This is a genomic window from Curtobacterium sp. A7_M15 (assembly GCF_030705415.1).
GTDB lineage: Bacteria > Actinomycetota > Actinomycetes > Actinomycetales > Microbacteriaceae > Curtobacterium.
In genome coordinates, this window is the sequence record NZ_JAUZED010000016.1 from 21,218 (window position 1) to 45,911 (window position 24,694).

The window sequence follows — 24,694 nt, forward strand, 5'->3', positions numbered from 1 at the left end:
GCCGCGGGGCGCCCCCCCCCCCCCGGGGGGGGCCCCGGCCACCGCCGGGCAGCCATTAGGCGGAACCCCCCCGCGGGGGGGCCCGCCTCGGGGCCTCACCACGATCTGTCGGCCGCTGGGCGGGCCGGGAGGCGCGGTGCCAGCGGGCACCGCGCCTCCCGTCGTGTGGTCCCGCGTCCACGGCGGTGCATCCTTTCGGAGGAACCCCGCGGAGTGCGTCCCTTCGCCGGTCGTCCGGCGGCACCGCCGTTCGTAGCGTCGATGCCATGACGACCACCACCGAAGACCGGCACACCACCGGCACCGAACCTCCCCGTCGGACGGGGCTCCGCGGCCTCGTCGAACGGCACCCGCTCGCAGCGTTCGCCACCCTCGCCCTCGGCCTCAGTTGGCTGGCGTGGGTCCCCTACATCCTGTCGCCGCACGGCCTCGGCGTCTGGGACATCCACTTCCCCGAGTTCCTCGGCACGGCGCAGTTCACCGGCGTCCTGCCCGGAGCGCTGCTCGGCCCCCTCGGCGGCGCCTTCCTCGTGACGGCGATCGCCGACGGCCGACCCGGTCTGCGTCGGTGGGTCGGTCGGCTCTGGCGCTGGCGGGTGGCCTGGTACTGGTACGCCCTCGCGCTCGTCGGCGTCCCCGCGATCATCGTCGCCACGGGGCTGCCCTTCGCCGGCGGCCAGGTGCAGGCGCCGAGTGCACTCGCGCTGCTCGCCCTCGTGCCCGGACTCGTCGTGCAGCTCTTCACCACCGGGCTGTCCGAGGAGCCCGGCTGGCGGGACTTCGCCCTGCCGCGACTGCAGGAGCGCTTCGGTCCGCTGGGCGCTGCCGCCGTGCTCGGTCCGCTCTGGGCGCTGTGGCACATGCCGCTCTACCTCAGCGATTGGGGCGGGTGGCCGGACGTGCACTGGACGGAGCCGCTCGTGTTCGCCCTCTTCACCATCACCTTCAACGTCGTGATGACGTGGGTGTTCAACCGCACCGGGGAGAGCCTGCCGGTCGCCTTGCTCCTGCACGTGGGCGTCAACAACACCATCTCGACGCTGTGGGCCGACATGTACCCGGGGATGACCGCGGCGACGATGATGCACGGCCTCGCGATCGTGTCGACCGTCGCGGCACTGGTCCTGCTCGTCGCGACTCGGGGACGCCTCGGCTACCCCGGCCCCGGCACCGCCCCGGAGGCCCGACTCGTAGGATCGAACGATGGCACCCGCTGACGCGCCCGACCGACGCGATGCCCGTGCGATGCCGACCATCCGCGAGCGCCGCACCGACCTGCTCGTCGCCGCCGGCACCGCCGTGATCGCGCTCGGGCTCCTGCTCGGCCTGCCTCCGCTCGACGCCCTGGACTCGGACACCGCGGGCGCGGCGGGCACCGGTCCCGCGTTCCCCGCCGTCGGCGGCAGGGCGTGGACGCTCCTCGCGGTCACCCTCCTCGTGCAGTCGGCCCTGCTGCTCGGCGCCCGTCGAGCACCGCGTCCGGTGCTCCTCGCCGTCGGTGCGCTGCCGATCCTCCTGGCCCTCGTGTCGACGAGCACCGCGTTCGGACTCACCGCACTGCCCGTCGTCGTGGCCGTCGTGCTCGCCGCGCTCCGGGTCCCGCTCCCCCGACTGTGGCCGACCGTCGCGGGATCGGCCGTCCTCGTCGCGGTCGGCACGGGGACGACGTGGGCCGTCACGTCCGGTGCGATGCGCAGCGGCGTCCTCGTCGGGCTCGGCGCCTCGGTCGGGCAGGGCGTCCTGCAGGCGGTCGGCGCGGTCGGCCTGCCCCTCGTGGTCACGCTGATCGTCCGCTCGCGGCGCGAGCTCCGCGCAGCGCGTCGGGCCGAGTCGGACGCCCGTACCGCGGCAGCCGACGCCCGGAGCGCCGAAGCGGCCGCCCTCGCACGGGAGCAGGACGCCCGCGTCGAGGCCGCCGTCTCGCGTGAACGCGCCGCGATGGCCCGCGAGCTGCACGACATCGCCGCACACCACCTGTCCGGGATCGCGCTGATGTCGGCAGTCGTCGACCGGCAGATCGACACCGACCCGGACAGCGCGCACGAGGGTGTCCGGCAGGTGCGCGAGCAGAGCACGGCCGTCCTCGAGGACCTCCGCCGACTCGTCGGGCTCCTCCGCGACGACGCCCCCGCCGAGACCGCGGTCGAGACCGTCGCCGGGATCGTCGACCTGGTCGAGCACGCGCGCAACCGCACGGCGGTCGCCCTCACGGTGCAGCCGGGCGACCACCCGCTCGCGGACGGCATCGGTCCGCTCACCCAGCTCGTCGCCTACCGCACCGTGCAGGAGGCCCTCGCCAACGTCGCCCTCCACGCCGCGGGCGCGCCGTGCACGGTCACCGTCGACGACCGCGACCCCGACCACCTGACGGTCCGCGTCGAGAACGGGGCGCCCGCCGCGCCGTCCGTGGGCAGCTCGCCAGCGGGTGGGAACGGACTGCGCGGCATGCGCGAGCGGGCAGAACTGGTCGGGGCGCGCCTCCAGGTCGGACCGTCGGCCGACGGCGGCTGGACGGTCCAGCTGGAGGCGGCCCGGGAGGCGCGACCCGACGCCGACACGTCGGCCCGCGCGCCGGAGGTGGCCGGGTGATCCGCGTACTGGTGGCCGACGACCAGCCGCTGGTCCGCGCCGGCGTCTCCGCCCTGCTCGCCGCCGAACCGGACATCGAGGTCGTCGGGGTCGCCGCCGACGGCGGCGAGGCGCTCGCCCTCGCCCGGAGCACCCGACCCGACGTCGCGTGCCTCGACATCAGGATGCCGGTGCGGAACGGCATCGAGGTCGCCCGGGAGCTCTGCGCTCCCGGCGCCGACCCCGCCGTGCCGGTGCTGATGTTGACGACCTTCGACATGGACGACCTGGTGTTCGGGGCGCTCGAAGCAGGCGCGTCGGGCTTCCTGCTGAAGGACGCCGAGCCGGACGTCATCGTCGGCGCCGTGCGGCAGGTCGCCGCCGGGAACGGCACGATCGACCAGGCGCTCACCCGTCGCGTGCTGCGCGAGTTCGTCGCACGGCGGAGTCTGCAGCCGGTGTCGGGCGACCGGGCGGACGAGGTGCTCACGGCACGCGAGCGCGACGTGCTCCTGCTGCTCGCCCAGGGGATGTCGAACGAGGAGATCGCGGCCGCACTCGTCGTCGAGGTCTCCACGGTGAAGTCGCACCTCGCTCGGATGTTGCCGAAGCTCGGGGTCCGTTCGCGCCTGCAGGCAGTGGTCTGGGCGTACCAGAACCGGATCGTGACGGTGCCGGGGTCCGACGGTTAGTTCGTCCGGCGGTACCGGACGTGCGTCGTGAGCGGCGAGTGCAGCACCTCGACGGGCTCGAAGTCGAACGTCTCGGCGCCGTCCTCGAAGATCCGCTCACCGGAGCCGAGCAACACCGGGGCGATGTCGAGTGTGAGCTCGTCGATCACTCCAGCGGCGAGCGCCTGCCGCACCGTCGAGGCGCCGCCGGCGATGTCGACCCCGGCGTCACCGGCCGCCTCGACCGCGCGGGCGTAGGCGGCGTCGAAGCCGTCGGTGACGAAGTGGAAGGTCGTGCCGCCGTCGAGTTCGATCGGGTCGTGCGCCCGGTGCGAGAGCACGAAGACGGGGGCGTGGTACGGCGGCTCGTCACCCCACCACCCCGTCCAGTCGTCAGGCCGCTCACTGCTGGGCGGCCCGAACATGTTCTGGCCCATCACGTACGCGCCACGGGGCCGCATGAGCCAGCTGGCCGCCGTGCGGTCCGCCTCGCCGACGTCGGCGCCGGGCATGTGCCACGTGTGCAGCTCCCCGCCGCGGCGTCCGAGGGGTTGGTCCAGGCGCTGGTCGGGCCCGGCGACGAACCCGTCGAGGGAGATCGACATGTGGCAGGTGGTGTCGGTCATCGCGTGCGCTTCCGTTCGCGGGCTCAGGCTGCGGGTTCGGGCTCGGTCGCGGGCTCGGCTCCCACGTGTGCTGCGAGCACGTCCCGCACCGTCGTCCAGCCCCCTGCACCGTACCGCTCGTCGTCGACGTGGCGCAGCGTGGCCTCGCCGCTGAACATGCTGACGAAGTACTGCATGCCCTGCCACGCCGGGAACGGCTCGTCGTCGCCCGCCCTCGACAGGCGACGGCCCACCCTCGCCATCGCCGACAGCGTCGACGCGGTCCCCGCCCACTGCAGACGGAAGGGCGTGCCGGTGAGCCGGGACATCGTGTCGGCGATGCTCCGCGAGGTGACCCGGTCCCCCGCGACCTCGACGATCCTCGGTGCACCGGGATCGAGCGCGACGAGCGCGGTGGTGCGGGCGACGTCGTCCTTCGTCGTGAAGTCGAGCACCTGGTCCGCCGAGGACCAGTAGAGCACCCGCTGCCGGTCGAACAGGATGAGCGGTGCCTGCCCGGTCAGCATGTCCGTGAAGGCCCCGTTCAGCACCGAGGTCGCTCGGATGCGAGCGGCGTCGAGGTCGGCGGCGAACTCGCGGCGCAGCTCGAAGTTCCGGTTCGTCCCCGGGGTGATCGACCGGTAGTCGGCGGAGTAGTCGGACGGGATGAACCGTTCGACGCCGGCGTCCACCGCTGCCCGGAGCAGGGCACGCTGCGCATCGACGATGACGGAGCGCGTCCCGCTCACCGCGGAGACGACGACCTCGACGCCGGAGAGCGCCGCGGTCAGCGCCGCGTGGTCGCCGTAGTCCGCCCGCGCCACCTCGACGTGCTCGTCACCGTCGGTCGGTGCGGTGGCCGTCGACCCGGGTCGGGTCAGGACGCGGACGTGGGTGTCGTGCCGGCGGAGTGCCCGGACGATGCGGCCGCCGAGGTCACCGGTCGCGCCGGCGACGAGGACGGTGGTGGTCACGCCTTCTCGACGTCGGAGAAGAGCCCGGTGAAGGTCGCGCCGGTCGCGCCGAGCTGCCCGAAGAAGGTGCCGGCCTCCTCGCCGGCGACGGCCGCGGAGGCGTCGTCGTAGGAATCGAAGTACAGGTCGAGCGTCCGGTGGGCCGGGGTGGGGGTGCCGTCCTCCTTCGGCCAGACCTTGCCGGCCTCGAGGCGGCGGAGCTGCGGCAGGGCGGCGGCTGCCTCCTCGAGTGCGGGGTAGGCCTGCTCGAAGGCGGCGGGGTCGGTCGGGTTGTCGATGATGAGGGTGATCTTGGTCGTCATGAGGACAGTGTTCTCCCTCGACGTGGTCGGTGCCCGCGCGGCCGGCGGCTGTCGGTGCGACGTCCGAGACTGCGTCGGAACCGTTGGCCACAACAGCGTCATCCGATCTCCGGCCCGGTACCCGGATTGCTTGCACCTCCGTTGAACCGATGGTTCGATGTCGTCGGGGGGGCTCGCGCCGGCCGCGCACGAAGTGTGGCAATGGGGTCTGCGTCGCACAGCGGGGGGAATCGTTCGTCCCGGAGGTGCGCGCTCTCGACGCCATGGCGGTGTCGTACTCCTGCCTTTCACAACGAGGAGGAATCGACGTTGACGCATCACAAGGACTCGAGTACGGAGCGCGAGGGTGGCCAGTCGTTCGGCCTGAGCCGACGAACGGCGCTCGTCGCGGCAGCCTCAGCAGCAGTGGCAACAGTGGTCACGTTGCACCCGGCGCGGGCTTCAGCGGCGACGGTGCCGGCCGATCTGCGCGACCTCGACCGTTCCATGCCCGAGGGCGGACCATCCAGCAATGCTCGGAGCGCCGCTGCCAGCACCGCCGCGTGGGGCGGTTACTCGAACGGGGAGATCCCGCCCACGGCCATGTCTCCCGTCCCCGCCGAGGTAGGAGACCCGTACCTCCGTCCGGACGCAGCCGCTGCCTACTTCGACCTCAGTGATGCCTTCGAGCGCGCCTTCGGGGTCCCCCTGGTCATCACCGAGGCGTACCGAGGACTCGCGCGGCAACAGCTGCTGTGGGATCGGTACCAGAACGGCGGGAACCTCGCCGCGTACCCGGGCACGTCCGTCCATGGCTGGGCACTAGCATGCGATTTCGGTGGCGGCGTGCAGACTCCTGGGAGCACCCGGAAGAACTGGATGAACGCGAACGCGCCCGCGTTCGGCTGGCAGCCGCGCGGTGATTCGTTCAGCTCGCCCGAAGCGTGGCACTTTGAGTACGACGGTTCCTACTCGCCGCCGCCCGCCACCGTCGTGGACACGGCGGCAAACCAGGGCAACATCGCCGCGACCGACGGCGCCGCGGTGTACTTCGCCGGCGCGGACGGACGGCTCTGGAATGCCTACACCAACCCGGGGTGGAACGTCGCTCCGATCGGCGGGAACGTCCGCGCGCTCTCCCCCGTCGTCGCCAAGGCCGACGGACAGGCCGTGTACTACGCCGGACCCGACAACAGGGTCTACAACGCCTACTACAACGCCTCGGGGTGGAACGTCATCGCGATCGGGGGTTCGATCGCAGCGAAGAGCGGTCTGGCGGTCCGTGACGACGGTACGGCGGTCTACTTCGCCGGGGGCGACGGCCGCCTCTACAACGGGTACCACAACAGCTCGGGGTGGAACTTCGCGGCCATCGGTGGAAGCGTCCGTTCCGGCTCCCCGATCGCAACCAGTACCGATGGACTGGCCATCTTCTTCGTGAACTCGACCGGGATCCTCACCAACGCCTACTACAACGCCAGCGGTTGGAACGTCGCGCCGATCAGCGGGGTGACGGTGGACACGGACAGCGGTCTCGCGACGAACGCGGCCGGCACCACCGCGTACTACCGCGGTACCGACGGCGCGCTCTACAACGCGTACCACAACGCGACCGGCTGGCACGTCGGCAAGATCGGGGGCTCGGTCCGTGCGAAGTCACCGATCGAAGCCTCGTCGGACGGTACCGCCGTGGACTTCATCGGGGCGGACGACCAGATCTACAACGCTTACCAGAGCCCAGGGTGGAAGATCGGCGTCGTCGGCGGCTCCGCGCGCGCTGGCAGTGGTCTGAGCGCGAACTCGGACGGCACCGCCATCTACTACACGGGGACGGACGGTCGGCTCTACAACGCCTACCAGAAGCCCGGGTGGAAGATCGGCGCCATCGGCGGCAGCGTCAGGTCCAACTGACTCCTGCTCCCGGACGGACCGTCCTCGGGGGCATCCCCGAGACGGTCCGTCGGTGGTCGTCCACCCGCACTCCTCTGAGTAGCGGCTGAGCGCGAGACGGGAACGGCCAGCAGGATGGATCGGACCACGCGAGTGCGTCGGTCGGAGAGGACACCGTGACGAACGACATCAGCAACGCCGGACTGCAGGCAATGATCGACCGGGCCGGGCAGATCACCGCCGACGAGGCAGAGTCGCTCGACATCGCGTGGAAAGCCGACGAGGCGATCCTGCTGCCGGAGCCGAGTGCCTCCCTCGCGATCCAGGGTGGCGCTGACGGGCGGATGGTCACGAACGCCGACCTCGTGGCCGCGTGGCAGCATGCGCTCGAGGCAGCCGGTGCAGCGGGACGCGTCGAGGAGATCGAGGCAGCGCAGGAGGCTGGACGCGCGGTGCGGCACTCGGATGCACGACTGCGGGACCGGGCGGGGGCCGAGGAAGCAGTCCGATCAGCGGTGCTCGCGAACGGGGTGCGGGACCTCGTCTCGGACGACGAGTACGCCACGCTGACAGCGGTGTGGCGGAAGGTGCTCGGCGAGGTCTGACCCGTCGGGTGCTCGTGCTCCGCTCAGCGGGCCTCACCACCCGTTGTGAGGCGGCAGGTCAGGGGCGAGCGACGCCGCTGAAGTCCGGGGAGCCGTCCGGTGCCGCTGGCAGTGGCGTCCCGTCGAGGTACCGCGGCCACGCGAGCGCGCGGGCGCCTTCCGGTCGACGTTCGTAGAGCAGACCATCGCTTCCCGTGACCGTCAGCGCCGATCCCTGGGGCGTCCCGGTACCGTCCACTCGGGTCGGCGGGGCAACCGCAGCCGGAGGCGCCTGGTGGTCGACAGGCTGCCCAGGCGCAGCTGGAGGGACGGCAGGTCCGGGTACGCTCGTCCACCCACCGACGGGCGGAACGGCTGCAGCGTGCCTCTCGGAGCCCGACGTCCCTGATGTTCCGCCCACACTCACGCGGTCGTGAGCACGCGGTCGGAACAGTGCGTTGCTCAGCGGCACGACGACGGTTCCGAGCAGGTCGAGGATGACAACGACCCACACCAGTCGCCAGTACCCGCTGGCGAGGTCGAGGTGGGGAGCGAGCAGGGGCACCGACAACAGCAGGGCGAGCAGCGAGATCACTCCGACCGTCGCCTTCGCCACGAACTGCAGCAGCGGGGTCGGGTAACGCCGGTGGATGACGAGCAGCAGGTGCACGTGCAGCAGCGCGAAGCGCGCGACGAACACGATGCCGAGCCACTGCACGAACTGTTCACTGACGAGCCCGATCCCGTCACCGCCGAAGGGGTCGGACGGCACGATCCAGATCTTGGCCAAGCCGGTCGAGAGCAAGTACAGGGAGACGACGATGCTCGCGAACGCGAACGCTCCGGACCGTCGCGACGAGACGTCGGCGTCGTACCAGGACAGGAGCGCGAACACCACGACGACCACGACGGTCAGCAGGAGCTGCACCGCGACCCGGCCGAAGTCCCCGAGGAGCACCGCGACGATGCCGACCAGGCCAGCCGCGACGACAGCACCGATGATCGTCCGGAATACCAGTGGACGGACCCTCGCCCACCGCGGGTCGATCGTGCTCCCCATGCCGTCGGTGCTCGCCATGCGCGCCCTCCCTCACGTCGATGTCCCCGAACACTAGCGGCGCTCGATCGTCCGCACAGCACCGTGAACGGGGGCCGTGCTGAGACGCACCGTCGAGTTGCGGAGGAATTGCCCACCGGGCTCCGGGCGTTTCGAGGGCGTCTGCTCGCCGCTTCGTCGGACTACGATCCCCGAAGAGGTCGTCGTGCACGGCCGAAGCGGGTATTGCCGACGGACGCACCCGAGGTCCGGCGCGCGGTTGAGTCCCCGCGAGCGCTGCGGCAACCTACTGTACGAGCGGCCTCTGCTCGATCGAGGCATGGCCCGCTGGTCAGCGTTGGCCAGGGAGCTTCCCCACGGCGCGGCGTGTACCGATGACGAGGATCACGCTGGCGAGTCCCATGACCGCTGCGGCCGTCGCGATGGCTGCCGGGAAGCCGGTCGTCGCTGCGTCGAGGGGATCGAGCGCGCTGAGAACGTTCGAGGTCACTGTCGTGGCAACGAGCGACGAGATGGCGAGGACCGGAGCTGTCAATGATGACACGCGTCCCATTGCTCCCGATGGAACCTCGGCTTGCAGGATCGGCCCTTGCGCGACTATGTACACGGAGAAGAGCAGTCCTGCAAGCAGCATCAGACCCGCGGCGGGGACGAATGAACGCACCGCGGCGTACGCGACGTACGTCACCGCCATCGAGAGCAAGGCGAGAGCGAGTGCACGCTCGGCCCGGAGGCGACGGACGACCGTGGGCGCAGCGAAGGAACCGACGAGTCCACCCACGGAGAACATTGCGGAAACGATGCCGTACTGCTCCGTGGAGAGCTGGGCAGTCTTCAGTGCGAAGAGGGACAGCGTTGCGTTGTTGACTCCGAGTGACAGCCCGTACGCAGACATCCCGACGAGAAGGAGCCGAAGTCGTCGCGACTGCCAAGCGATGAGGATGCCAGAGCTGAGTTCGCGCCAGTAGCGTTCCCGAGCCACCGAGCTGTGCACTCGTCGCTCGCGGACCAACGCGACGAGCGTGGCAGACACAACGAACGATGCCGCGTCGATGACGAGCGCCGGACGGGGGCCGACCGCACTGAAGAGCGCCGGCCCCGCCATCGTCGCGATGATCCCGGCGCCCATGCTGGAGAACGTCGACCGCCCCGCTGCCCCTGCACGTAGATCAGTCGGGACGACCGCCTGGATCAGAGCACTCCTCGCCGGATCGAAGAATTGCGATGCCGTGCTGACGAGCAGCTGCATGACGATGAGCGCCAGCGGGAACGCCGCTGCGGGGAGCACTGTCGTTGCGGCGAGCAGGGGCACGTACAGCGCCGCCCTGACGAGGTCCGCCGAGAGCATGACGGTGCGCGCCGCCCACCGGTCGACGAGCACCCCGGCGAACGGGGCGAGCACGATCCGCGGCAGCGCTGCTGCCGCTACGACTGCCCCGATGTAGATCGGGAGCTGCGAGTCCGTCGCAGCGAGCGTCGTTGCGAGCCAGACCGTCACCGTCGATGCCATCACGTACTCGCCGAACGACGAGAGCGCTTGCGCACTCCACAGCAAACCGAACGATCGGTTGATGAAAAGCTTCGCGGCGCGCGGCGCGGGTGCTGTCGTCGTCACCGTGATGGGCGGGCCAAGCGGATCGCGTACAACGCAGAGATGTGCTCGGGGAACCGGAACATGGCCGCTGCGGTGCTCATCACCCCCCGGCCCCACTGCATTCGGTCAGATGTGAACCGGCTTCGATGCCAGGACGTGATCCGACGGAAGCGCCTGCGTCTGCAGGTTGCACGTGCTCTCCTGCAGGAGAGCCGCCTTGACAGTTGATTCCATGATTTCCCCAATCTCAGCAATCAATGCACCTCGCGGCTGCGACGTTGCACTTCGCAACGTATTTCCGTTACCGCGAACAGCGCAAGGTCCTCCAGCGAGCATGAGTTGACTCTCAGATTCAGGGTGGACGCCAGGGCAACTACGTGACTCTCTAGCGCGAACGACGTTCAGCGCACGGACCCACTCGCCCCGACTTCGCGACGCCTGCTGTGGTCGAGTCGCGCGTCCTCGGCTATCTCCGTGCTGGTCGCACGTCCGCCTCGCACAACGCAACGGGGTGAGCAGCGCAGGAAAGTCGCGAACGTCGTCGATCGGTGCTGCGACCCCTGAGAGAGTCACCTCATGACGTCGGAGTGGAACGGGGCAGACGCTGCGCACCGGTACGGGGCGACACTGCTCGAAGGCGACCTCGTTCGGTTCCGCGCGTTGGAGGACGCGGACCTGCCCGACCTGGTGCGGTGGTGGCGCGACCCGGAGTGGGCGGTGCTCCAGCAGATCATCGTCCGTCCACGCCCAGCGGATTCGGTCGTCGAGATGTTCCGCAGCTGGAGCAAGAGCGACGGGAGCGGCGAGGTCGGGTTCAGCGTCGTCGACCGCATGTCGGGCACGCTCGTCGGCCACGTGACGCTCTTCGGCGCGAAGCTCCCGGTCCGGGCCGCGACCCTGGCCGTCATGATCGGCAGCGAGCACGTGGGACAGGGGTTCGGCACGGACGCGGTCCGACTCCTCACGGACTACGGGTTCCGCGAGATGGGACTGAACCGCATCGAGATCCAGGTGCACGCGTTCAACGACCGAGCGCGCGCCGTCTACGCCAAGACCGGCTACCGCGTCGAGGGCGTGCGCCGCGAGGCGACCTTCCACGACGGGCGCTTCCACGACGAGGTCATCATGTCCGCACTGGCCCGCGACTGGTCGAGCAGATCGACCGGCGCCACGCCCGAGCCACCGGACGCGGCCGTGCGAGGATCGAGCCGTGGGGGAAACGAGAGTGTTGCGGGCGGACGTGCCCGAGGCCGCTGAACTCGAAGCGCAGGGCTGGAACGTCACCGCACGATCGTTCGGCGCCCAGCTCGACGCCGACCGGGTCGACCGCCAGCGGCTGCAGGCGCTCGTGGACCGCACCGCTGACATCGGCGTGACGGGGCCGCTCGGGCCCGACGACGTCGACGCCGTCCTCCGGCTCGACGCCCTGACGGCCGACCACTACCCCGGCGGCATCGCGACCCAGCACGAGCCACTCGACCGCGGGGCGGCGACCCCGACGCCGGCACGGCGCGCGTTCGGCACCGTCACACCGGACGGCGAGCTCGTCGCGATGACCTTCGTCGACACGGACGGCCCCCATGCCGAGACCCACTTCACGGTCGTGCACCCCGCGCTGCGCGGTCGCGGGCTCGGGCAGGCAGTCAAGGCCGCGTCGGTCCTCGCCCTCGTGACGTCCGGCACCACCCGCTTCCGTACCGGCGGGTCGGCCGACAACTCCGCGATCGCGGCGGCGAACGCCGCCCTCGGGTACGTCCGCGACGAGGAGTGGGTGACGCTCGAAGCGCGCCGACGGTGAGGACGTGCGCGTCATCGGACGGGAGGCGCGGGCCGGGCCCGCACCGCGCCTCCCGTCCGTGACACCAACCGCTGGGTGACGGCGCCGCTCGCCGACCGCGCCCGAAGGCAGGAGCTGAGCGCCCCGCGGGAGACGGTGCGTTCCTGCGCATCGGTCGTGCAGATTCCCACGAGCAGCCGCGCCGACGCGTGCCTAGAGTCTGAATCGTTCCCGCTCTCAGCGAAGGAAATCGGCGGCATTGCGATCTCTGCTGCTCTGCCGTGCATTCCCGTCTCATCCGTCACTTTGCGTGTCATGACCCCACGAACCCGGTACCAGCGGGAATGTCGGGGCGATTCTCGGCGCGCGGAAAACGAAAGGTCACCATGTCACCGTCCAATTCGCTCAAGAAGGTCCTCATCACCGGCGCCGGCACCGGTTTCGGGCAGGAGGTCGCGTTCCGTCTGGCCGAGAAGGGCTTCGACGTGCACGCGACCGTCGAGGTCTACGCACAGGTGCAGACCCTCAAGCGTCAGGCAGCCGAGCGCGGCGTGACGCTGCACGTCAGCAAGCTCGACGTCACCGTCGAGGGCGACCGCCGCAAGGCCCTCGACTGGGGCATCGAGATCCTCGTCAACAACGCCGGCGTCGGTGAGGGTGGCGCGACCGTGGACATCCCCGAGTGGAACGTCCGCCACCAGTTCGAGGTCAACGTCACCGGCCCGCTCATGCTCACGCAGGGCATCGCGAAGCAGATGGCGAAGCGCGGCACCGGCCGCATCATCTGGGTCTCGTCGCGTGAGGGCCTGAACGTCAACCCGTTCACGGGGATCTACTCGGCATCGAAGCACGCCGTCGAGGCGATCGCGGAGAGCATGAAGGACGAACTCCAGGAGTTCGGCGTCGAGGTCGCGACGATGAACCCCGGTCCGTTCCTCACCGGCTTCAACGACCGGATCTTCCAGACCTGGGAAGGTTGGGAGGACGAGCCGGCGGAGCGTCTGTACGACTACTCGAAGCTCGCCTTCCCCCGGGCACAGTTCAACCCGGAGGCCGTCTACGCGACCCTCACCGCCCTCGCGGCCGGCGAGATCGACTCCTACCGGAACCTCGAGCCGAAGTCGATGATCGAGGAGACCAAGCAGCTCATCGAGGCGCCGTGGTCGAAGAAGACGACCGACGGTCTCGGCACCCGGAACGAGAACATCCAGAACGCCTTCGACATGCAGCCCGAGCAGCTCCGCGACGACCAGGACCCGATCCCCGCGCCGTGAGCACCCCGTGGGCGCGGCACACGCGCGGCCGCGCCCACACCCCCGTCGACTCGACCGCAAAGGAACGTCGTGAGCATCTCCGACCCGAACACACACCTCCCCGTCCTCCGCGACCCGATCCGCAACCGCGGCACCGCCTTCTCGCACCAGGAGCGCGCAGACCTCGGCATCACCGGCCGACTCCCCGCCGCCGTCGAGACCCTCGACGAGCAGGCGGCTCGCTGTTGGGCGCAGCTGCAGCGCAAGTCCACCCCGCTCGAGCAGTACACGTACCTCGAACTGCTCCGAGACCGGAACGAGACGCTGTACTTCCGCGTCCTCGGTGACCACCTGCGCGACCTCCTGCCCGTCGTCTACGACCCGACCGTCGGCGACGCCATCAAGGACTGGAGCAGGGACTACCGCGTCTCCCAGGCCGCGTACCTCTCCATCGACCGCATCGACGACATCGAGGCGACCCTGCAGTCCTTCGGGTACGGTCCCGACGACGTCGACCTGGTCGTCTGCACCGACGCCGAGGAGATCCTCGGGATCGGCGACTGGGGCGTCAACGGCGTCGACATCTCCGTCGGCAAACTCGCCGTCTACACCGCCGCCGCCGGCATCGACCCCGGCCGGGTCATCGCGGTCAGCCTCGACTGCGGGACGAACAACGCGGCCCTGCTGAACGACCCGGCGTACCTCGGCAACCGGCACGCACGCGTCGGCGGCGACCGCTACGACGACTTCATCCGCCAGTACGTCACCGTCGCCTCGGAGCTGTTCCCGAAGGCGCTGCTGCACTTCGAGGACTTCGGCCCGCAGAACGCCCGTCGGATCCTCGACGAGTACCGCGACAGCACCCGGATCTTCAACGACGACATGCAGGGCACCGGCGCCATCGTCGTCGCGAGCATCATCTCGGCGATGCGTGTCACCGGGCAGACGTTCGCCGACCAACGCCTCGTCGTGTTCGGTGCGGGCACTGCCGGGACCGGGATGGCGGACCAGATCACCGCCGGCATGGTGCGAGACGGCCTGACCGAGGACGAAGCACGAGCCCGTGTCTGGCTCATCGACAAGCACGGCCTCGTCACCGACGACATGACCGACCTGCCGAACTACCAGGCCGCGTACGCCCGGCCCGCAGGCGAGGTCGCCGACTGGGATCGGAAGGACGACACGATCGACTTGCTCACCGTGGTGCGCCAGGTGCACCCGACCGTGCTCATCGGTACGTCGACGGTCCACGGCGCGTTCACGAAGGACGTCGTGGAGGCCCTCTGCGCCGGCGTCGACCGGCCGGTGCTGCTGCCGCTGTCCAACCCGACCGAACGCATCGAGGTGATGCCGGAGGACGCGATCGCGTGGTCCGACGGCAAGGCGCTCGTCGCGGTCGGCATCCCGTCCGACTCGATCGAGCACGACGGGACCACCTTCACCATCGGGCAGGCGAACAACTCCTTGCTGTACCCAGGACTCGGTCTCGGCACCATCGTCTCCCGTGCCACGCACGTCACGGACGGCATGCTGCTCGCTGCTGCCACCGCGATCGCCGACCAGGTCGACGCGACCGCGCTCGGTGCGTCGCTCCTGCCGCCGGTGGAGAACCTCCGCGCCTCGTCCGCCATCGCCGCGTTCGCCGTCGTCCGAGCCGCCGCGGCCGACGGCGTCGCCACGGTCACGTTCGGCAGCGACTCGGAACTCACCCAGGCGGTCCAGGACGCGATGTGGCAGCCCGACTACCCCAGCCAGGAGGGTTGAGCAGATGACTTCGGAACAGCGCACCGAGGACCTCGAGTTCCACGATGTCCCGATCGGGACCGGAGCCCGCGGCACCAGGGTCGAGACCGACTCCATGGGCGAGATCGACGTACCCGCCGCCCACTACTGGGGAGCGCAGACCGAACGCTCCCTCACGCACTTCTCCATCGGCGACGACCGGATGCCGAAGGCCGTCTACCACGCCTACGGGTACGTGAAGAAGGCCGCCGCGCTCGTCAACCACGCCGGTGGACGACTCGACGATGCCCGCACGCGGGCGATCGTGCACGCCGCGGACGAAGCGATCGCCGGGAAGCTCGACGACCAGTTCCCCCTGTACGTCTGGCAGACCGGGTCCGGCACGCAGTCGAACATGAACGTGAACGAGGTGCTCGCCAATCGTGCCTCGCAGCTGCTCGGCGGGGAGCTCGGGACCAAGTCGCCGGTGCACCCGAACGACCACGTCAACCTCGGCCAGTCCTCCAACGACACCTTCCCGACCGCCATGCACATCGCCACGGTCTTGCACGTCCGGCGGCACACCCTGGTGCAGGTCCGCCGGCTCGCAGACGCCGTCATGGAGAAGGCGGAGCAGTGGGCCGACGTGGTGAAGACCGGCCGGACGCACCTGCAGGACGCGACCCCGATCACGGTCGGGCAGGAGTGGTCCGGCTGGGCGGTCCAGATCCGACAGGCAGCCGACCGGCTCGAGCAGTCGCTCGACGGCATCCGCGACCTCGCAGCCGGCGGCACCGCGGTCGGCACCGGACTGAACGCCCCGCCCGGCTTCGATGTCGAGATCGCGGCCGAACTCACCACGTTCACCGGTGAGGCGTTCCGGACGGCGCCGTCGAAGTTCGCCGCGCAAGGCTCCCTCGACGCGATGGTCGCCGTCTCCGCAGGACTCCGTGGCGTCGCCGTCGCCCTGCTGAAGGTCGCAAACGACATGCGCTGGCTCGCGTCGGGGCCGCGGACCGGCCTGCACGAGCTGCAACTTCCGGAGAACGAACCCGGGTCGAGCATCATGCCGGGCAAGGTCAACCCGACCCAGCAGGAAGCCATGATCATGGTCTGCCTGCAGGTCATCGGCGAGGACGGCATCGTCGCGGCCGCCGGCGCGCAGGGCAACTTCGAACTCAACGCGATGCGACCGATCATCATCGACAACGTGCTGCACAGCGCCACCATCCTCGGCGACGCGAGCGACAAGCTCCGCGAGTTCAGCGTCGAGGGCACCGAACTCGATCGGCAGCAGATCGGCCGCTTCGTCGGCGCCTCCCTCATGCTCGTCACGGCGCTGTCGCCGGTCATCGGCTACGACGCAGCGTCAGCGATCGCGCACAAGGCGGAGGACGACGGTACGTCGCTCCGTGATGCGGCGCTGGCCTCCGGAGTGGACGCGGATCAGTTCGACCAGGTCGTCGACCCGCGGAAGATGGTCGGAGACCCGGCGAAGGACCTCGCCGACGCGAAGACTCACCTGCCGGGTACCGGCAGATGACCGGCGGAGCCCGACCGCAACACCCGGGCAGCATGACCCATCGGGGGACACAGCTGTCGCACGGCGGGCTCCGTCCCAGCACGCCGACCGGCACGCCCACACCGAGCGATGAACTGCTCGATGCGGGCGTGCGCGTGCCCGCGCGAGCGCCCGCCGGAGCGCGGTGGAGGAGCGGTCAGCCGGAGACGGTCGTCCCGGTGGTGCTCCTGTCGTTCGGCATCCACACGAGCTCGTCGCGCCGGTCGAGGACCTCCCGGTGCAGCGCCTCACGGATCGCTGCGATGGCCGGCCGGTGGATGGCTTCTCGGCGCATCACCATCGAGACCGGGACGCGGGGAAGCGTCACCGTCGCGTCGACGGGGCGGATACCGTCGACCGTCCCCGCCATGAACTTCGACAGCAAGCCGATACCGGTACCACCGCGCACGGCTGCGAGCTGAGCGAAGATGCTCGTCGAACTGAATGCGAGGTCCGCTGTCTCGACGACCTCGGCGAGGTCGAGCTCGCGGATCTTCTGCAGTGCGTCGATGAAGTACACCAGGCGGTGGTCCTGCAGGTCGGCCAGTGTCGCCGGGTTGCCGTGGCGGGCGAAGTAGTCGTCGCTGCCGTAGAAATCGCTGTCGTACTCGCAGAGCCGTTCGAGGTGCAGCCGTGTCGCGGGCCGCCGCCCGGGAGTGATGGCGATGTCGAAGCTGTTGGCCTGCAACCCGAGTTCACGGGAGCCGGTGACGAGTTCGACGGACAGGTCGGGGTGCTCGCGCTGGACGCGGCCCACTGCGGGCACCACGAACACCGTCCCGAAGCCCTCGGCGGCGGTGATGCGGACCATGCCGGACACGCTGCCGGGCTCGACGCCGGAAGCGTACTGCGCGACGGACTCCACCGAGCGTTGCACCTCGCGTGCGTGTTCGAGGAGGTCCCTGCCGGCGTCGGTCAGCATCCACCCGTCGTCGCTCCGGCTGATGATGCGGATGCCCAGCGCGTCCTCGAGCGCGTGCAGACGCCGTGACACGGTCGAGTGGTCGACACCCATCGCCCGGGCAGCGGTGGTGAGCCGCCCGGTCTCCGCGATCGCGGCGAGGTGTCGCAGGTCGTCGGACCTCAGGTCTCGGGCCTTCACCATGCGGTGCTCCTGTCGGCGGTGGTGCTCTCGGTCGGGCGGAGGAGGATCTCGCCGTCGACGCCGCGGGCCCGCAGGGAGTGGGCTCGGGCGTCATCGTGAGGCGGCTTCACATCATCGCGTTGCTCGCCACGGGCGTCCAGCGGCACGGCGCAAGTGGGGACGGGCGCCACCCTCCCCCAGATGCGATGCCCCCCGGGGAGAGCGTCCGTGTCAGGGCTCGCGGAGGTCGGCGAGCTCGACCTGCTCACCGAACATCCCCCAGTCCGACTCGGGCGTCTCGTTGATCACGACGTAGACGGGGATGCCCGCGCCCAGGGACGCGTGCGTCCGGAGGATCTCGGTTGCCTCAGCGATCAGGTGCTTGCGGGCGCGGTCATCGAGACCTCCCTCCAGCGCGTACACCTCGAGGACGACCGTCGGTGACGGAGCGAGCGAACCGCCGCGGAACACGCTCTCCGTCTGGTACTCCGAGAACAGCACCCAAACGCCTTCGCGGACCTCCTTCCGTTCCGAGAGCTTCTCGCAGTCGATCCCGAGGTCCGTCAACGCAGACGCGATACCCCAACGGACGTGCGAGGGGAACGTCCCCTCCGTCGAGCGGACAAACATCTTCGGCATGACACTCCTGTTCGACGGTGGGTGGATCGCGGCGCGGATGGACTCCACGGGCTCCACCCGCAAACGCTACGAGTCCAGAGGTGCCCCGCGAAGCGGCAGTTCCCCACACCGGGCGTGCAGCGATGCGCCGTCGACGCGATCGCCCGGGCGAGCCCTCGGGTCCGTCCGCGACGAGGAGTGGGTGACGCCCGAAGCGCGCCGACGGTGACGACGTGCGCACCGTCGGACGGGAGGCGCGGGTCGGGCCCGCACCGCGCCTCCCGTCCGTCAGACCAACCGCTGGGTGATGGTGCCGACCGGTCCGTCGAGCACGACGTCGGCGAGCGCGCCGTTCACCAGCGGCATCTGTGGCGGCTGGTGGCCGGTGTCGAAGTCGAGGACCACGGGGATGCCGAGGTCGCCGAGGGCTCGGCGGACGGCGTCGTCCTGGTCCAGCCCGCGCACCGCAGCGCCCTCGGTGCGGCCGATGAGGACGCCGCTCGCGTCGTCGAACCAGCCCGCGAGCCGCAGGGAGGTGAGCATGCGGAGTGCGGTGACGGCGTTCGACTCCGCGACCTCGAGGTGCACGATGGTGCCCTCGGGTGCGTGCCGTCGCGCGAAATCGGGCACGTCTCCGTAGGGGGTCGCGGCGAGCAGTGACACCGTCTCGAGGCACCCGCCGATGAGGCGTCCGCGGATCGCGAGCTGGGACGCGCCGTCGAGGGTGCGCCAGCGCGTCGGGGTGTCGTAGGCGCCGTCGCGGTCGAGGACCTCGTCGGACCACGCACCCCAGGGGCGGCTGCGGCGACGCGGGGCGCTGCGTTGTTCGATCGTCCCGCCCGATGGGAGCGCCGCGACGTCGGTCCACCGGGCGAACTCGGTGGGCAGCTCGTACGGCTCGTCCATGAGGTTCGCACCGTGCAGGGTCGCGAGGCCCGTCATCGTCGTGAGCGGCAGGAGCAGGGTCGAGATGTCGGACCAGCCGACGAACCAGGCGCGTGCGGCGGCGAGGGCGTGCCAGTCGATCGAGCCCACGAGCTCGATCGCCAGCTCGCCGCCCCACGGCGGCAGGACCACGTCGGCGCTCCGGAAGGCGTCGTGCAGGTCGGCGACACGCTCGGAGGCGGTGGCGGGGACGAGCCCCGGCGTGCTGGCGTGCGGCCGGACGTGCACGGAGAGTCCCCCCGCCGTCAGGGCGTCCGCGCCGTCCTGCAGTCGGCGGTGCAGGCGTTCGGGGACGCCCATCGACGGAGCCGGCACCTCGATGCGACCGCTGGCGACCAGGGGCCTCGGGTAGGTGATGGCCACGGTGCTCAGGCCGCGTCGAGACGAGCGGTGTTGCGGGGCAGCCAACCGGCGCGGTAGACGAGCCGATCGTCGTCCGGCCGCGCGGTCACGGTGCGGGTCGCGAGGCCGAACCGCCACACGCGGTTGTAGAGGTAGACGCCGATCTCGGTGCCGCCGTCGTCCGGGACGGCCCAGGTGCCGGTCCCCCACTGCGCCGGGTGCCCGACGCCGTCGATCGTCACGGTCGGTCGGGCGAACCATGTGAGTGGCGGGCGGGTGATCTCGAGTTCCACGCGGCGCTTGGTCGTGCCGGACGGCTGGGTCGTCTCCACCGTCGCAGGATACGGGGCCGCCGTCGTTCAGGACTCGTCACGCAGGCGTTCCGCGATCGCCGCGCGGTCGGCGGGTTCGAGCGGGGGAAGCGGGTAGCGACTCGTGTCCTCACGGAACTCGTACCCGTCCCCCGAGGCGCGCGGGACGACGTGCAGGTGCGCGTGGGGAACGCCCTGGTCGGCGGCGGCACCGTTCGACATCACCAGGTTCGTCCCCTCGACGGCCGCACCGAGCACCTGACGCAGCGCGCGGTCCGCTCGCTGCGCGACGAGCGCCATCTCGGTGACCTCGCGGGGGTCCATTGCGGCGAGGTCGGGCGCGTGCCGGAGCGGCAGCACGAGCAGGTGCCCCGGGTTGATCGGGTGCCTGTCCAACACCGCGAGGACGAGGTCGCCGCGGACGACGACGTCGAAGGAGCCGGCCGCGAGGGCGGCACAGAAGTCGCACGGTCGATCTCCGGTCACCCCGTCGAGCGTAGCGATCGGCACCGTCCCCGTGACCTCAACTGCCCGCGGGACGTGTCTCGACGACGACCTCCTCGAAGCGGGGCGGCACCCACGTCAGGATGCCCTCGAACAGCTGCGCCGCCGAGAGCAGGACGAGGAAGACCGCACTCGACGCCGTCGCTGCTCGGACACCGATCGCGGGGTACAGGAGCAGTGCCACGGCGATGCAGATGCAGAGCACGGCGGCGACGAGGGCGAGCGACCGGGCGGACGAGAACGTCGAGCCGGTGAGGATGACCGCGGCCTCGAGGAACCAGGCGAGCGAGATCACGAAGACCCAGACGCTCAGCTGTCCGGGTGGGTGGACGACGGCGATGACGCCGGCCACGAGCACGAGCACACCGAGGACGCCGTGGATCGTCCGGCGGAGGACCGACATCCCGTCCCCGGCCTGTGCGCGGCCGATCCGGAGCAGTCCGGCGACCACCATGTACGAGCCGAGGAGGTGCACCTCGGCGTCGAGCGCGGCGGCGGGTCTCGTGAGGACCAGGACGGCCACGACGAACCCGACGACCCCGAGGATCACGAGGACGACCGACTGTCGCGCCCGGCGTGCCGCGGGTCTCGGACTGTGTGCTGACCAACTCGGTGTCCTCGGTGCGTCCGCCATGGCCGACCTCCCTGATCGTCGTCGTGGCGCCCGTCTACACCGTGGAACGACTCCGTGCCCGGTCGATGTGCACGCATGGGATCGAACGAGCGCTCACGTTCCGGTGTAGGCCTGGTCGGACAACCCAGTACGTCGGAGATTCCGCAACCTTTCAGGGAAGGTCGGTGGACATCATGGTCGATGCTCACGGCACGGGAAGCACGACGGCGATCGGGCGCCGACTGCGGACAGCGTTCGCGATCCTCGGGACGATCGCGCTGCTCGCCGGCATCGCAGCGCTCGTCCTCCCACACGCCACGCTCGTCGCGGTCGTGTGGGTGTTCGGCATCTACCTCGTCGCCGCCGGCGGGACGCTGCTCGTGCGGGCGTTCTCCGGCGACACGACCACGTGGCACCGTGTCGGCCTCGTCGTCGTCGGGGTGCTCGTCGTCGTCGGCGGGGTGTTCGCGATCCTGCACCCGCCCGTCGGACTGCGGTGGCTGTCGTTCGCGATCGGCTTCACGTGGCTCCTCGAGGGCGTCACGCTGCTGTACGCGCCGAGCGTCGGCCCTCGAGCGCTCACCGTCACCGGAGCCGTGCTGAGCTTCCTCAGCGGTCTGCTCCTCATCAACCTGCCGTACCTCGGCGCGGTCTTCGCCGTCGCCGCCGTCAGCAGCGTCCTCATCGCCGTCGGCGTCGTCCAGCTCGTGATCGCGGTCACGTGGTCACGGGCCGGCCTCGACGACGAGAACGACCAGGACGTCGCCGCGGTCTGAACCGGACCGCTCCACACCAGGCACGACCCGCACGAGCACCGACAGGGGGCGCTCAGATGACGGTCCAGGAACACGACGCACCACCGACCACGGAGGGCGACCGCTCACTCTCGGTGATCGCACTCGCCGCCATGGTCGTCGGCTCGATGGTCGGCGCGGGGGTCTTCTCGCTCCCCCGGAACTTCGCCAGCGGTGCCGGCGTGGTCGCCACGGTCATCGCCTGGGTCGTCGCGGGCGTGGGCATGCTCATGCTCGTCTTCGTCTTCCAGGCGCTCGCGACCCACCGCCCCGACCTCGACGCCGGGATCTTCGCGTACGCCAAGGCGGGCTTCGGGAACTACGTCGGCTTCTTCTCGGCGTTCGGGTACTGGGCGAGCGCATGCGTGGGGAACGTCACCTACTGGGTGCTCATCGGCTCGACCCTCGGCTCGGTGATCCCCGCGTTCGGTGAGGGCGACACCCTGCTGTCCGTCCTGGTCACCTCGGTCCTGCTGTGGGCCTTCCACCTCTTCGTGCTGCGGGGGACGCGGAACGCGGCGGTGCTCAACACGATCGTCACGGTCGCCAAGCTCGTCCCGATCCTGTTGTTCCTCGTCGTCGGGGCGGTGGTCGGCACACACTGGGACACGTTCCGTCTGAACCTCTGGGGCGGCGCGGAGCCGAGCCTCGGTGAACTCTTCGCGCAGGTGCGGTCCACGATGCTCATCACGGTCTTCGTGTTCCTCGGGGTCGAGGGTGCGACCGTGTACTCCCGCTACGCGCGGCGTCGGGAGGACATCGGGCGGGCGACGATCAGCGGGTTCCTCGGGGTGCTCGCGGTGTTCGCGCTCGTGACGCTCGTGTCGTTCGCCGCGTTGCCCGCCGCCGAGCTCCAGGGCCTGCGGCAACCATCGATGGCGGGTGTCTTCGGCGAGGTGGTCGGCACCTGGGGCGCGGTCCTCATCAACGTGGGCCTGGTGGTGTCCGTGCTCGGGGCGTACCTCGCCTGGACGCTGATGTCGAGCGAGGTCCTGTTCCAGGCCGCCCGGCAGGAGGACGCCCCGCGGTTCCTCACGGTCGTCAACCGACACGGCACGCCGTGGATGGCGCTCCTGTTCACCAGCGGCCTCATCCAGGTCTTCCTGGTGATCACGATGTTCTCCGACGACGCGCTCACCTCGATGCTCGAGCTCTGCAGCTCGCTCTCGCTCATCCCCTACTTCCTCACGGCGCTCTACGCGGTGCAGTTCGGGATCCCCCGGTGGTCCCGCAGCGCACACGGCGGCACCGCGCCGCCCGGCGTGGACGGTGCCCTCACCCGACGGCAGCTGGCGGCGGCCTGCGTCGCCGTCGTGTACACCGTCTTCCTCGTCATCGCGGCCGGACCCCAGTACCTGCTGCTCTCCTTCCTCATCTACGCACCCGCGACGGTGCTGTACGTGATCGCACGACGCGAGCGGCGCCTCCGGGTCTTCACCCGGTGGGAACTCGTGCTCTGCGTGGTCGCGGTCCTCGGCGCCGTCGTCGCCCTCGTCGGGCCCATCACCGGATCGATCACGCTCTAGGAGGCACCATGCACAGCAACACGACGACCGACGACCCGACGGAGCCGGCGTTCGGCGCGTTCTCCGAGGTCGGTCGGCTCCGGAAGGTGCTGGTCTGCGAACCAGGGCTGGCGCACCGGCGGCTCACGCCGAGCAACAACGACGCCCTGCTGTTCGACGACGTGCTCTGGGTCGAGAACGCGCAGGAGGACCACCGTGCCTTCGTGGAGAGCCTGCGATCGCGGGACGTCGAGGTCTTCGAGCTGCACCAGGTGCTCGCGGAGACGCTCGCCGTCCCCGGAGCGAAGGAGTGGTTGCTGCAGCGCAAGGTCACCCCGAACGAGGTCGGGCCGCTCCTGGTGGAGGCGACGCTCGAGCACCTCGCGCGCTACGACGACCGGGAGCTCGCCGAGGCGCTCATCGGCGGCCTGAACGTCGAGGACCTCGACCCCGGCGAACGCCCGGACATGCTGCGGCTGCACGGCGCCGCCTCGGCCGCGGACTACCTCATGCCGCCGCTGCCGAACATGCTCTACACGCGCGACACCACGTGCTGGATCAACGGCGCGTTCACGCTCAACCCGCTCTACTGGCCGGCGCGGCACGACGAGACCCTGCTGATGCAGGCGGTGTACACGTTCCACCCGGCGTTCGCGCCCGCCGCCGACCGGCTCGCGTGGGGCGACCCGGAGCGCGACTGGGGCCTGGCGACGATCGAGGGCGGCGACGTGCTGCCCGTCGGCGACGGCGTGGTGCTCATCGGCATGAGCGAACGGACCTCGCGGCAGGCGATCACCCAGGTCGCCGCCGCGCTGTTCGACCGCGGGGAGGCCGAGCGGGTCGTCGTCGCCGGGATGCCGAAGCTGCGGGCGGCGATGCACCTCGACACCGTGCTGACCTTCGCCGACCGTGACGTGGTGACGGTGTACCGATCGATCGTGGACCACATCCACCCGTTCACCCTCCGACCGGGCGAGGTCGGCTCCGGGTCCGTGCACGTGACCGACGAGTCGGGGTCGTTCCTCGACGTGGTCGGCGGCGCGATCGGTGTCGACGGACTACGGGTCGTCGACACCGGGGGCGACGAGTACGCGGCCGAGCGGCAGCAGTGGGACAGCGCGAACAACGTCGTGGCCGTGGAGCCCGGGGTCGTCTACGCGTACGACCGGAACACGCTCACGAACGACCGGCTCGTGGCGGCCGGGATCGAGGTGCTGACGATCCGGGGAGCGGAGCTCGGGCGCGGTCGCGGCGGCGGGCACTGCATGACCTGCCCACTGCTGCGGGACCCGTTGCCGGCATGAGGACCGGCCGGTGCTGGGCCGCCGTCGGCGGGTGCACGGTCGCGGTGGTCGCGGCGGGCGTCCTCGCGGGTTGGGTCGCCGCGGCCGGGAGCGGTCGCAGCGAGTCCGGAGCGGCCGGCCGGGTCGGGTCGGGCACG

24 protein-coding genes are annotated in these 24,694 nt (G+C 70.5%); 13 read left to right on the top strand and 11 right to left on the bottom strand.

The features are described 5' to 3' along the window. Positions 1–266 precede the first annotated feature (266 nt). The 3 genes from Q7F20_RS05045 to Q7F20_RS05055 are packed head-to-tail and all read left to right on the top strand — an operon-like array spanning position 267 to position 3,260. Positions 267–1,217, top strand: coding sequence for a CPBP family intramembrane glutamic endopeptidase (locus Q7F20_RS05045; protein ID WP_305739019.1), 951 nt, complete (start codon positions 267–269; stop codon positions 1,215–1,217). After that, positions 1,204–2,589 carry a histidine kinase gene (locus Q7F20_RS05050; protein WP_305739020.1) on the top strand — a complete coding sequence of 462 codons (1,386 nt, stop codon included), beginning with the start codon at positions 1,204–1,206 and terminating at the stop codon, positions 2,587–2,589. Before Q7F20_RS05045 ends, Q7F20_RS05050 begins: the two co-directional genes overlap by 14 nt. Further along, complete coding sequence (locus Q7F20_RS05055; protein ID WP_305739021.1) at positions 2,586–3,260, top strand: response regulator transcription factor; 675 nt, start codon at positions 2,586–2,588, stop codon at positions 3,258–3,260. Before Q7F20_RS05050 ends, Q7F20_RS05055 begins: the two co-directional genes overlap by 4 nt. Here Q7F20_RS05055 and Q7F20_RS05060 read toward each other — a convergent pair. From Q7F20_RS05060 to Q7F20_RS05070, 3 genes are read right to left on the bottom strand one after another with little or no spacing between them, the layout of a single operon-like run. Next, complete coding sequence (locus Q7F20_RS05060) at positions 3,257–3,865, bottom strand: dihydrofolate reductase family protein (protein ID WP_305739022.1); 609 nt, start codon at positions 3,863–3,865, stop codon at positions 3,257–3,259. The two genes, Q7F20_RS05055 and Q7F20_RS05060, sit on opposite strands and share 4 nt — an antisense overlap. A gap of 23 nt (positions 3,866–3,888) precedes the next feature. Beyond that, complete coding sequence (locus Q7F20_RS05065) at positions 3,889–4,818, bottom strand: NmrA family NAD(P)-binding protein (RefSeq protein ID WP_305739023.1); 930 nt, start codon at positions 4,816–4,818, stop codon at positions 3,889–3,891. After that, on the bottom strand, positions 4,815–5,120 hold the full coding sequence (locus tag Q7F20_RS05070; protein WP_305739024.1) for an EthD family reductase: 306 nt from the start codon (positions 5,118–5,120) through the stop codon (positions 4,815–4,817). Before Q7F20_RS05070 ends, Q7F20_RS05065 begins: the two co-directional genes overlap by 4 nt. A 405-nt stretch (positions 5,121–5,525) precedes the next feature. On the opposite strand from Q7F20_RS05070, the gene Q7F20_RS05075 reads away from it, so the two are divergent. Both Q7F20_RS05075 and Q7F20_RS05080 read left to right on the top strand, forming a co-directional pair. Next, on the top strand, positions 5,526–7,010 hold the full coding sequence (locus Q7F20_RS05075) for a D-alanyl-D-alanine carboxypeptidase family protein (protein WP_305739025.1): 1,485 nt from the start codon (positions 5,526–5,528) through the stop codon (positions 7,008–7,010). A gap of 155 nt (positions 7,011–7,165) precedes the next feature. After that, positions 7,166–7,594, top strand: a complete 429-nt coding sequence (locus Q7F20_RS05080; RefSeq protein WP_305739026.1) for a hypothetical protein — start codon at positions 7,166–7,168, stop codon at positions 7,592–7,594. 58 nt (positions 7,595–7,652) lie between these two features. On the opposite strand, the gene Q7F20_RS05085 is transcribed toward Q7F20_RS05080, so the two are convergent. Next, positions 7,653–8,651 carry a hypothetical protein gene (locus Q7F20_RS05085; protein WP_305739027.1) on the bottom strand — a complete coding sequence of 333 codons (999 nt, stop codon included), beginning with the start codon at positions 8,649–8,651 and terminating at the stop codon, positions 7,653–7,655. A 310-nt stretch (positions 8,652–8,961) separates the two neighbouring features. Beyond that, the gene (locus Q7F20_RS05090; protein ID WP_305739028.1) at positions 8,962–10,245 is read right to left on the bottom strand and encodes an MFS transporter; all 1,284 of its coding nucleotides are present in this window, start codon (positions 10,243–10,245) and stop codon (positions 8,962–8,964) included. Positions 10,246–10,800: 555 nt separating this feature from the next. Between Q7F20_RS05090 and Q7F20_RS05095 the strand changes: the two genes are divergently transcribed. From Q7F20_RS05095 to Q7F20_RS05115, 5 genes are all read left to right on the top strand, one after another. Then, a complete protein-coding gene (locus tag Q7F20_RS05095) occupies positions 10,801–11,481 on the top strand; it encodes a GNAT family N-acetyltransferase (RefSeq protein ID WP_305739029.1) in 681 nt (226 codons plus the stop codon). Beyond that, positions 11,435–12,022, top strand: a complete 588-nt coding sequence (locus Q7F20_RS05100) for a GNAT family N-acetyltransferase (protein ID WP_305739030.1) — start codon at positions 11,435–11,437, stop codon at positions 12,020–12,022. Before Q7F20_RS05095 ends, Q7F20_RS05100 begins: the two co-directional genes overlap by 47 nt. A gap of 365 nt (positions 12,023–12,387) precedes the next feature. Continuing rightward, entirely contained in the window at positions 12,388–13,275 is an 888-nt protein-coding gene (locus Q7F20_RS05105; RefSeq protein WP_305739031.1) for an SDR family oxidoreductase, read from the top strand. A gap of 69 nt (positions 13,276–13,344) precedes the next feature. Next, on the top strand, positions 13,345–15,018 hold the full coding sequence (locus Q7F20_RS05110; protein WP_305739032.1) for an NAD-dependent malic enzyme: 1,674 nt from the start codon (positions 13,345–13,347) through the stop codon (positions 15,016–15,018). A gap of 4 nt (positions 15,019–15,022) precedes the next feature. Next, positions 15,023–16,519, top strand: a complete 1,497-nt coding sequence (locus tag Q7F20_RS05115) for a lyase family protein (RefSeq protein WP_305739033.1) — start codon at positions 15,023–15,025, stop codon at positions 16,517–16,519. A 175-nt stretch (positions 16,520–16,694) separates the two neighbouring features. On the opposite strand, the gene Q7F20_RS05120 is transcribed toward Q7F20_RS05115, so the two are convergent. The 6 genes from Q7F20_RS05120 to Q7F20_RS05145 all read right to left on the bottom strand — a co-directional run bounded on the left by Q7F20_RS05120 (position 16,695) and on the right by Q7F20_RS05145 (position 20,891). Further along, complete coding sequence (locus Q7F20_RS05120; protein ID WP_305739034.1) at positions 16,695–17,642, bottom strand: LysR family transcriptional regulator; 948 nt, start codon at positions 17,640–17,642, stop codon at positions 16,695–16,697. 210 nt (positions 17,643–17,852) lie between these two features. Beyond that, a complete protein-coding gene (locus Q7F20_RS05125) occupies positions 17,853–18,260 on the bottom strand; it encodes a tautomerase family protein (protein ID WP_305739035.1) in 408 nt (135 codons plus the stop codon). A gap of 267 nt (positions 18,261–18,527) precedes the next feature. Next, positions 18,528–19,547: a S66 peptidase family protein gene (locus Q7F20_RS05130; protein WP_305739036.1), complete on the bottom strand. Its 1,020-nt coding sequence runs from the start codon at positions 19,545–19,547 to the stop codon at positions 18,528–18,530. 5 nt (positions 19,548–19,552) lie between these two features. Then, positions 19,553–19,858, bottom strand: a complete 306-nt coding sequence (locus Q7F20_RS05135; RefSeq protein WP_305739037.1) for a hypothetical protein — start codon at positions 19,856–19,858, stop codon at positions 19,553–19,555. Between the two features lie 27 nt (positions 19,859–19,885). After that, positions 19,886–20,323 carry an HIT family protein gene (locus Q7F20_RS05140; RefSeq protein ID WP_305739038.1) on the bottom strand — a complete coding sequence of 146 codons (438 nt, stop codon included), beginning with the start codon at positions 20,321–20,323 and terminating at the stop codon, positions 19,886–19,888. Positions 20,324–20,360: 37 nt separating this feature from the next. Further along, entirely contained in the window at positions 20,361–20,891 is a 531-nt protein-coding gene (locus Q7F20_RS05145) for a DUF308 domain-containing protein (protein ID WP_305739039.1), read from the bottom strand. Positions 20,892–21,148: 257 nt separating this feature from the next. On the opposite strand from Q7F20_RS05145, the gene Q7F20_RS05150 reads away from it, so the two are divergent. Genes Q7F20_RS05150 through Q7F20_RS05160 form a run of 3 tightly spaced genes read left to right on the top strand, consistent with a single transcriptional unit; the run spans position 21,149 to position 24,557 of the window. Next, positions 21,149–21,730, top strand: a complete 582-nt coding sequence (locus Q7F20_RS05150) for an HdeD family acid-resistance protein (protein ID WP_305739043.1) — start codon at positions 21,149–21,151, stop codon at positions 21,728–21,730. Between the two features lie 56 nt (positions 21,731–21,786). After that, positions 21,787–23,274 carry a basic amino acid/polyamine antiporter gene (locus Q7F20_RS05155; protein WP_305739040.1) on the top strand — a complete coding sequence of 496 codons (1,488 nt, stop codon included), beginning with the start codon at positions 21,787–21,789 and terminating at the stop codon, positions 23,272–23,274. Positions 23,275–23,282: 8 nt separating this feature from the next. Beyond that, positions 23,283–24,557, top strand: a complete 1,275-nt coding sequence (locus Q7F20_RS05160; protein WP_305739041.1) for an arginine deiminase — start codon at positions 23,283–23,285, stop codon at positions 24,555–24,557. Positions 24,558–24,694 lie beyond the last annotated feature (137 nt).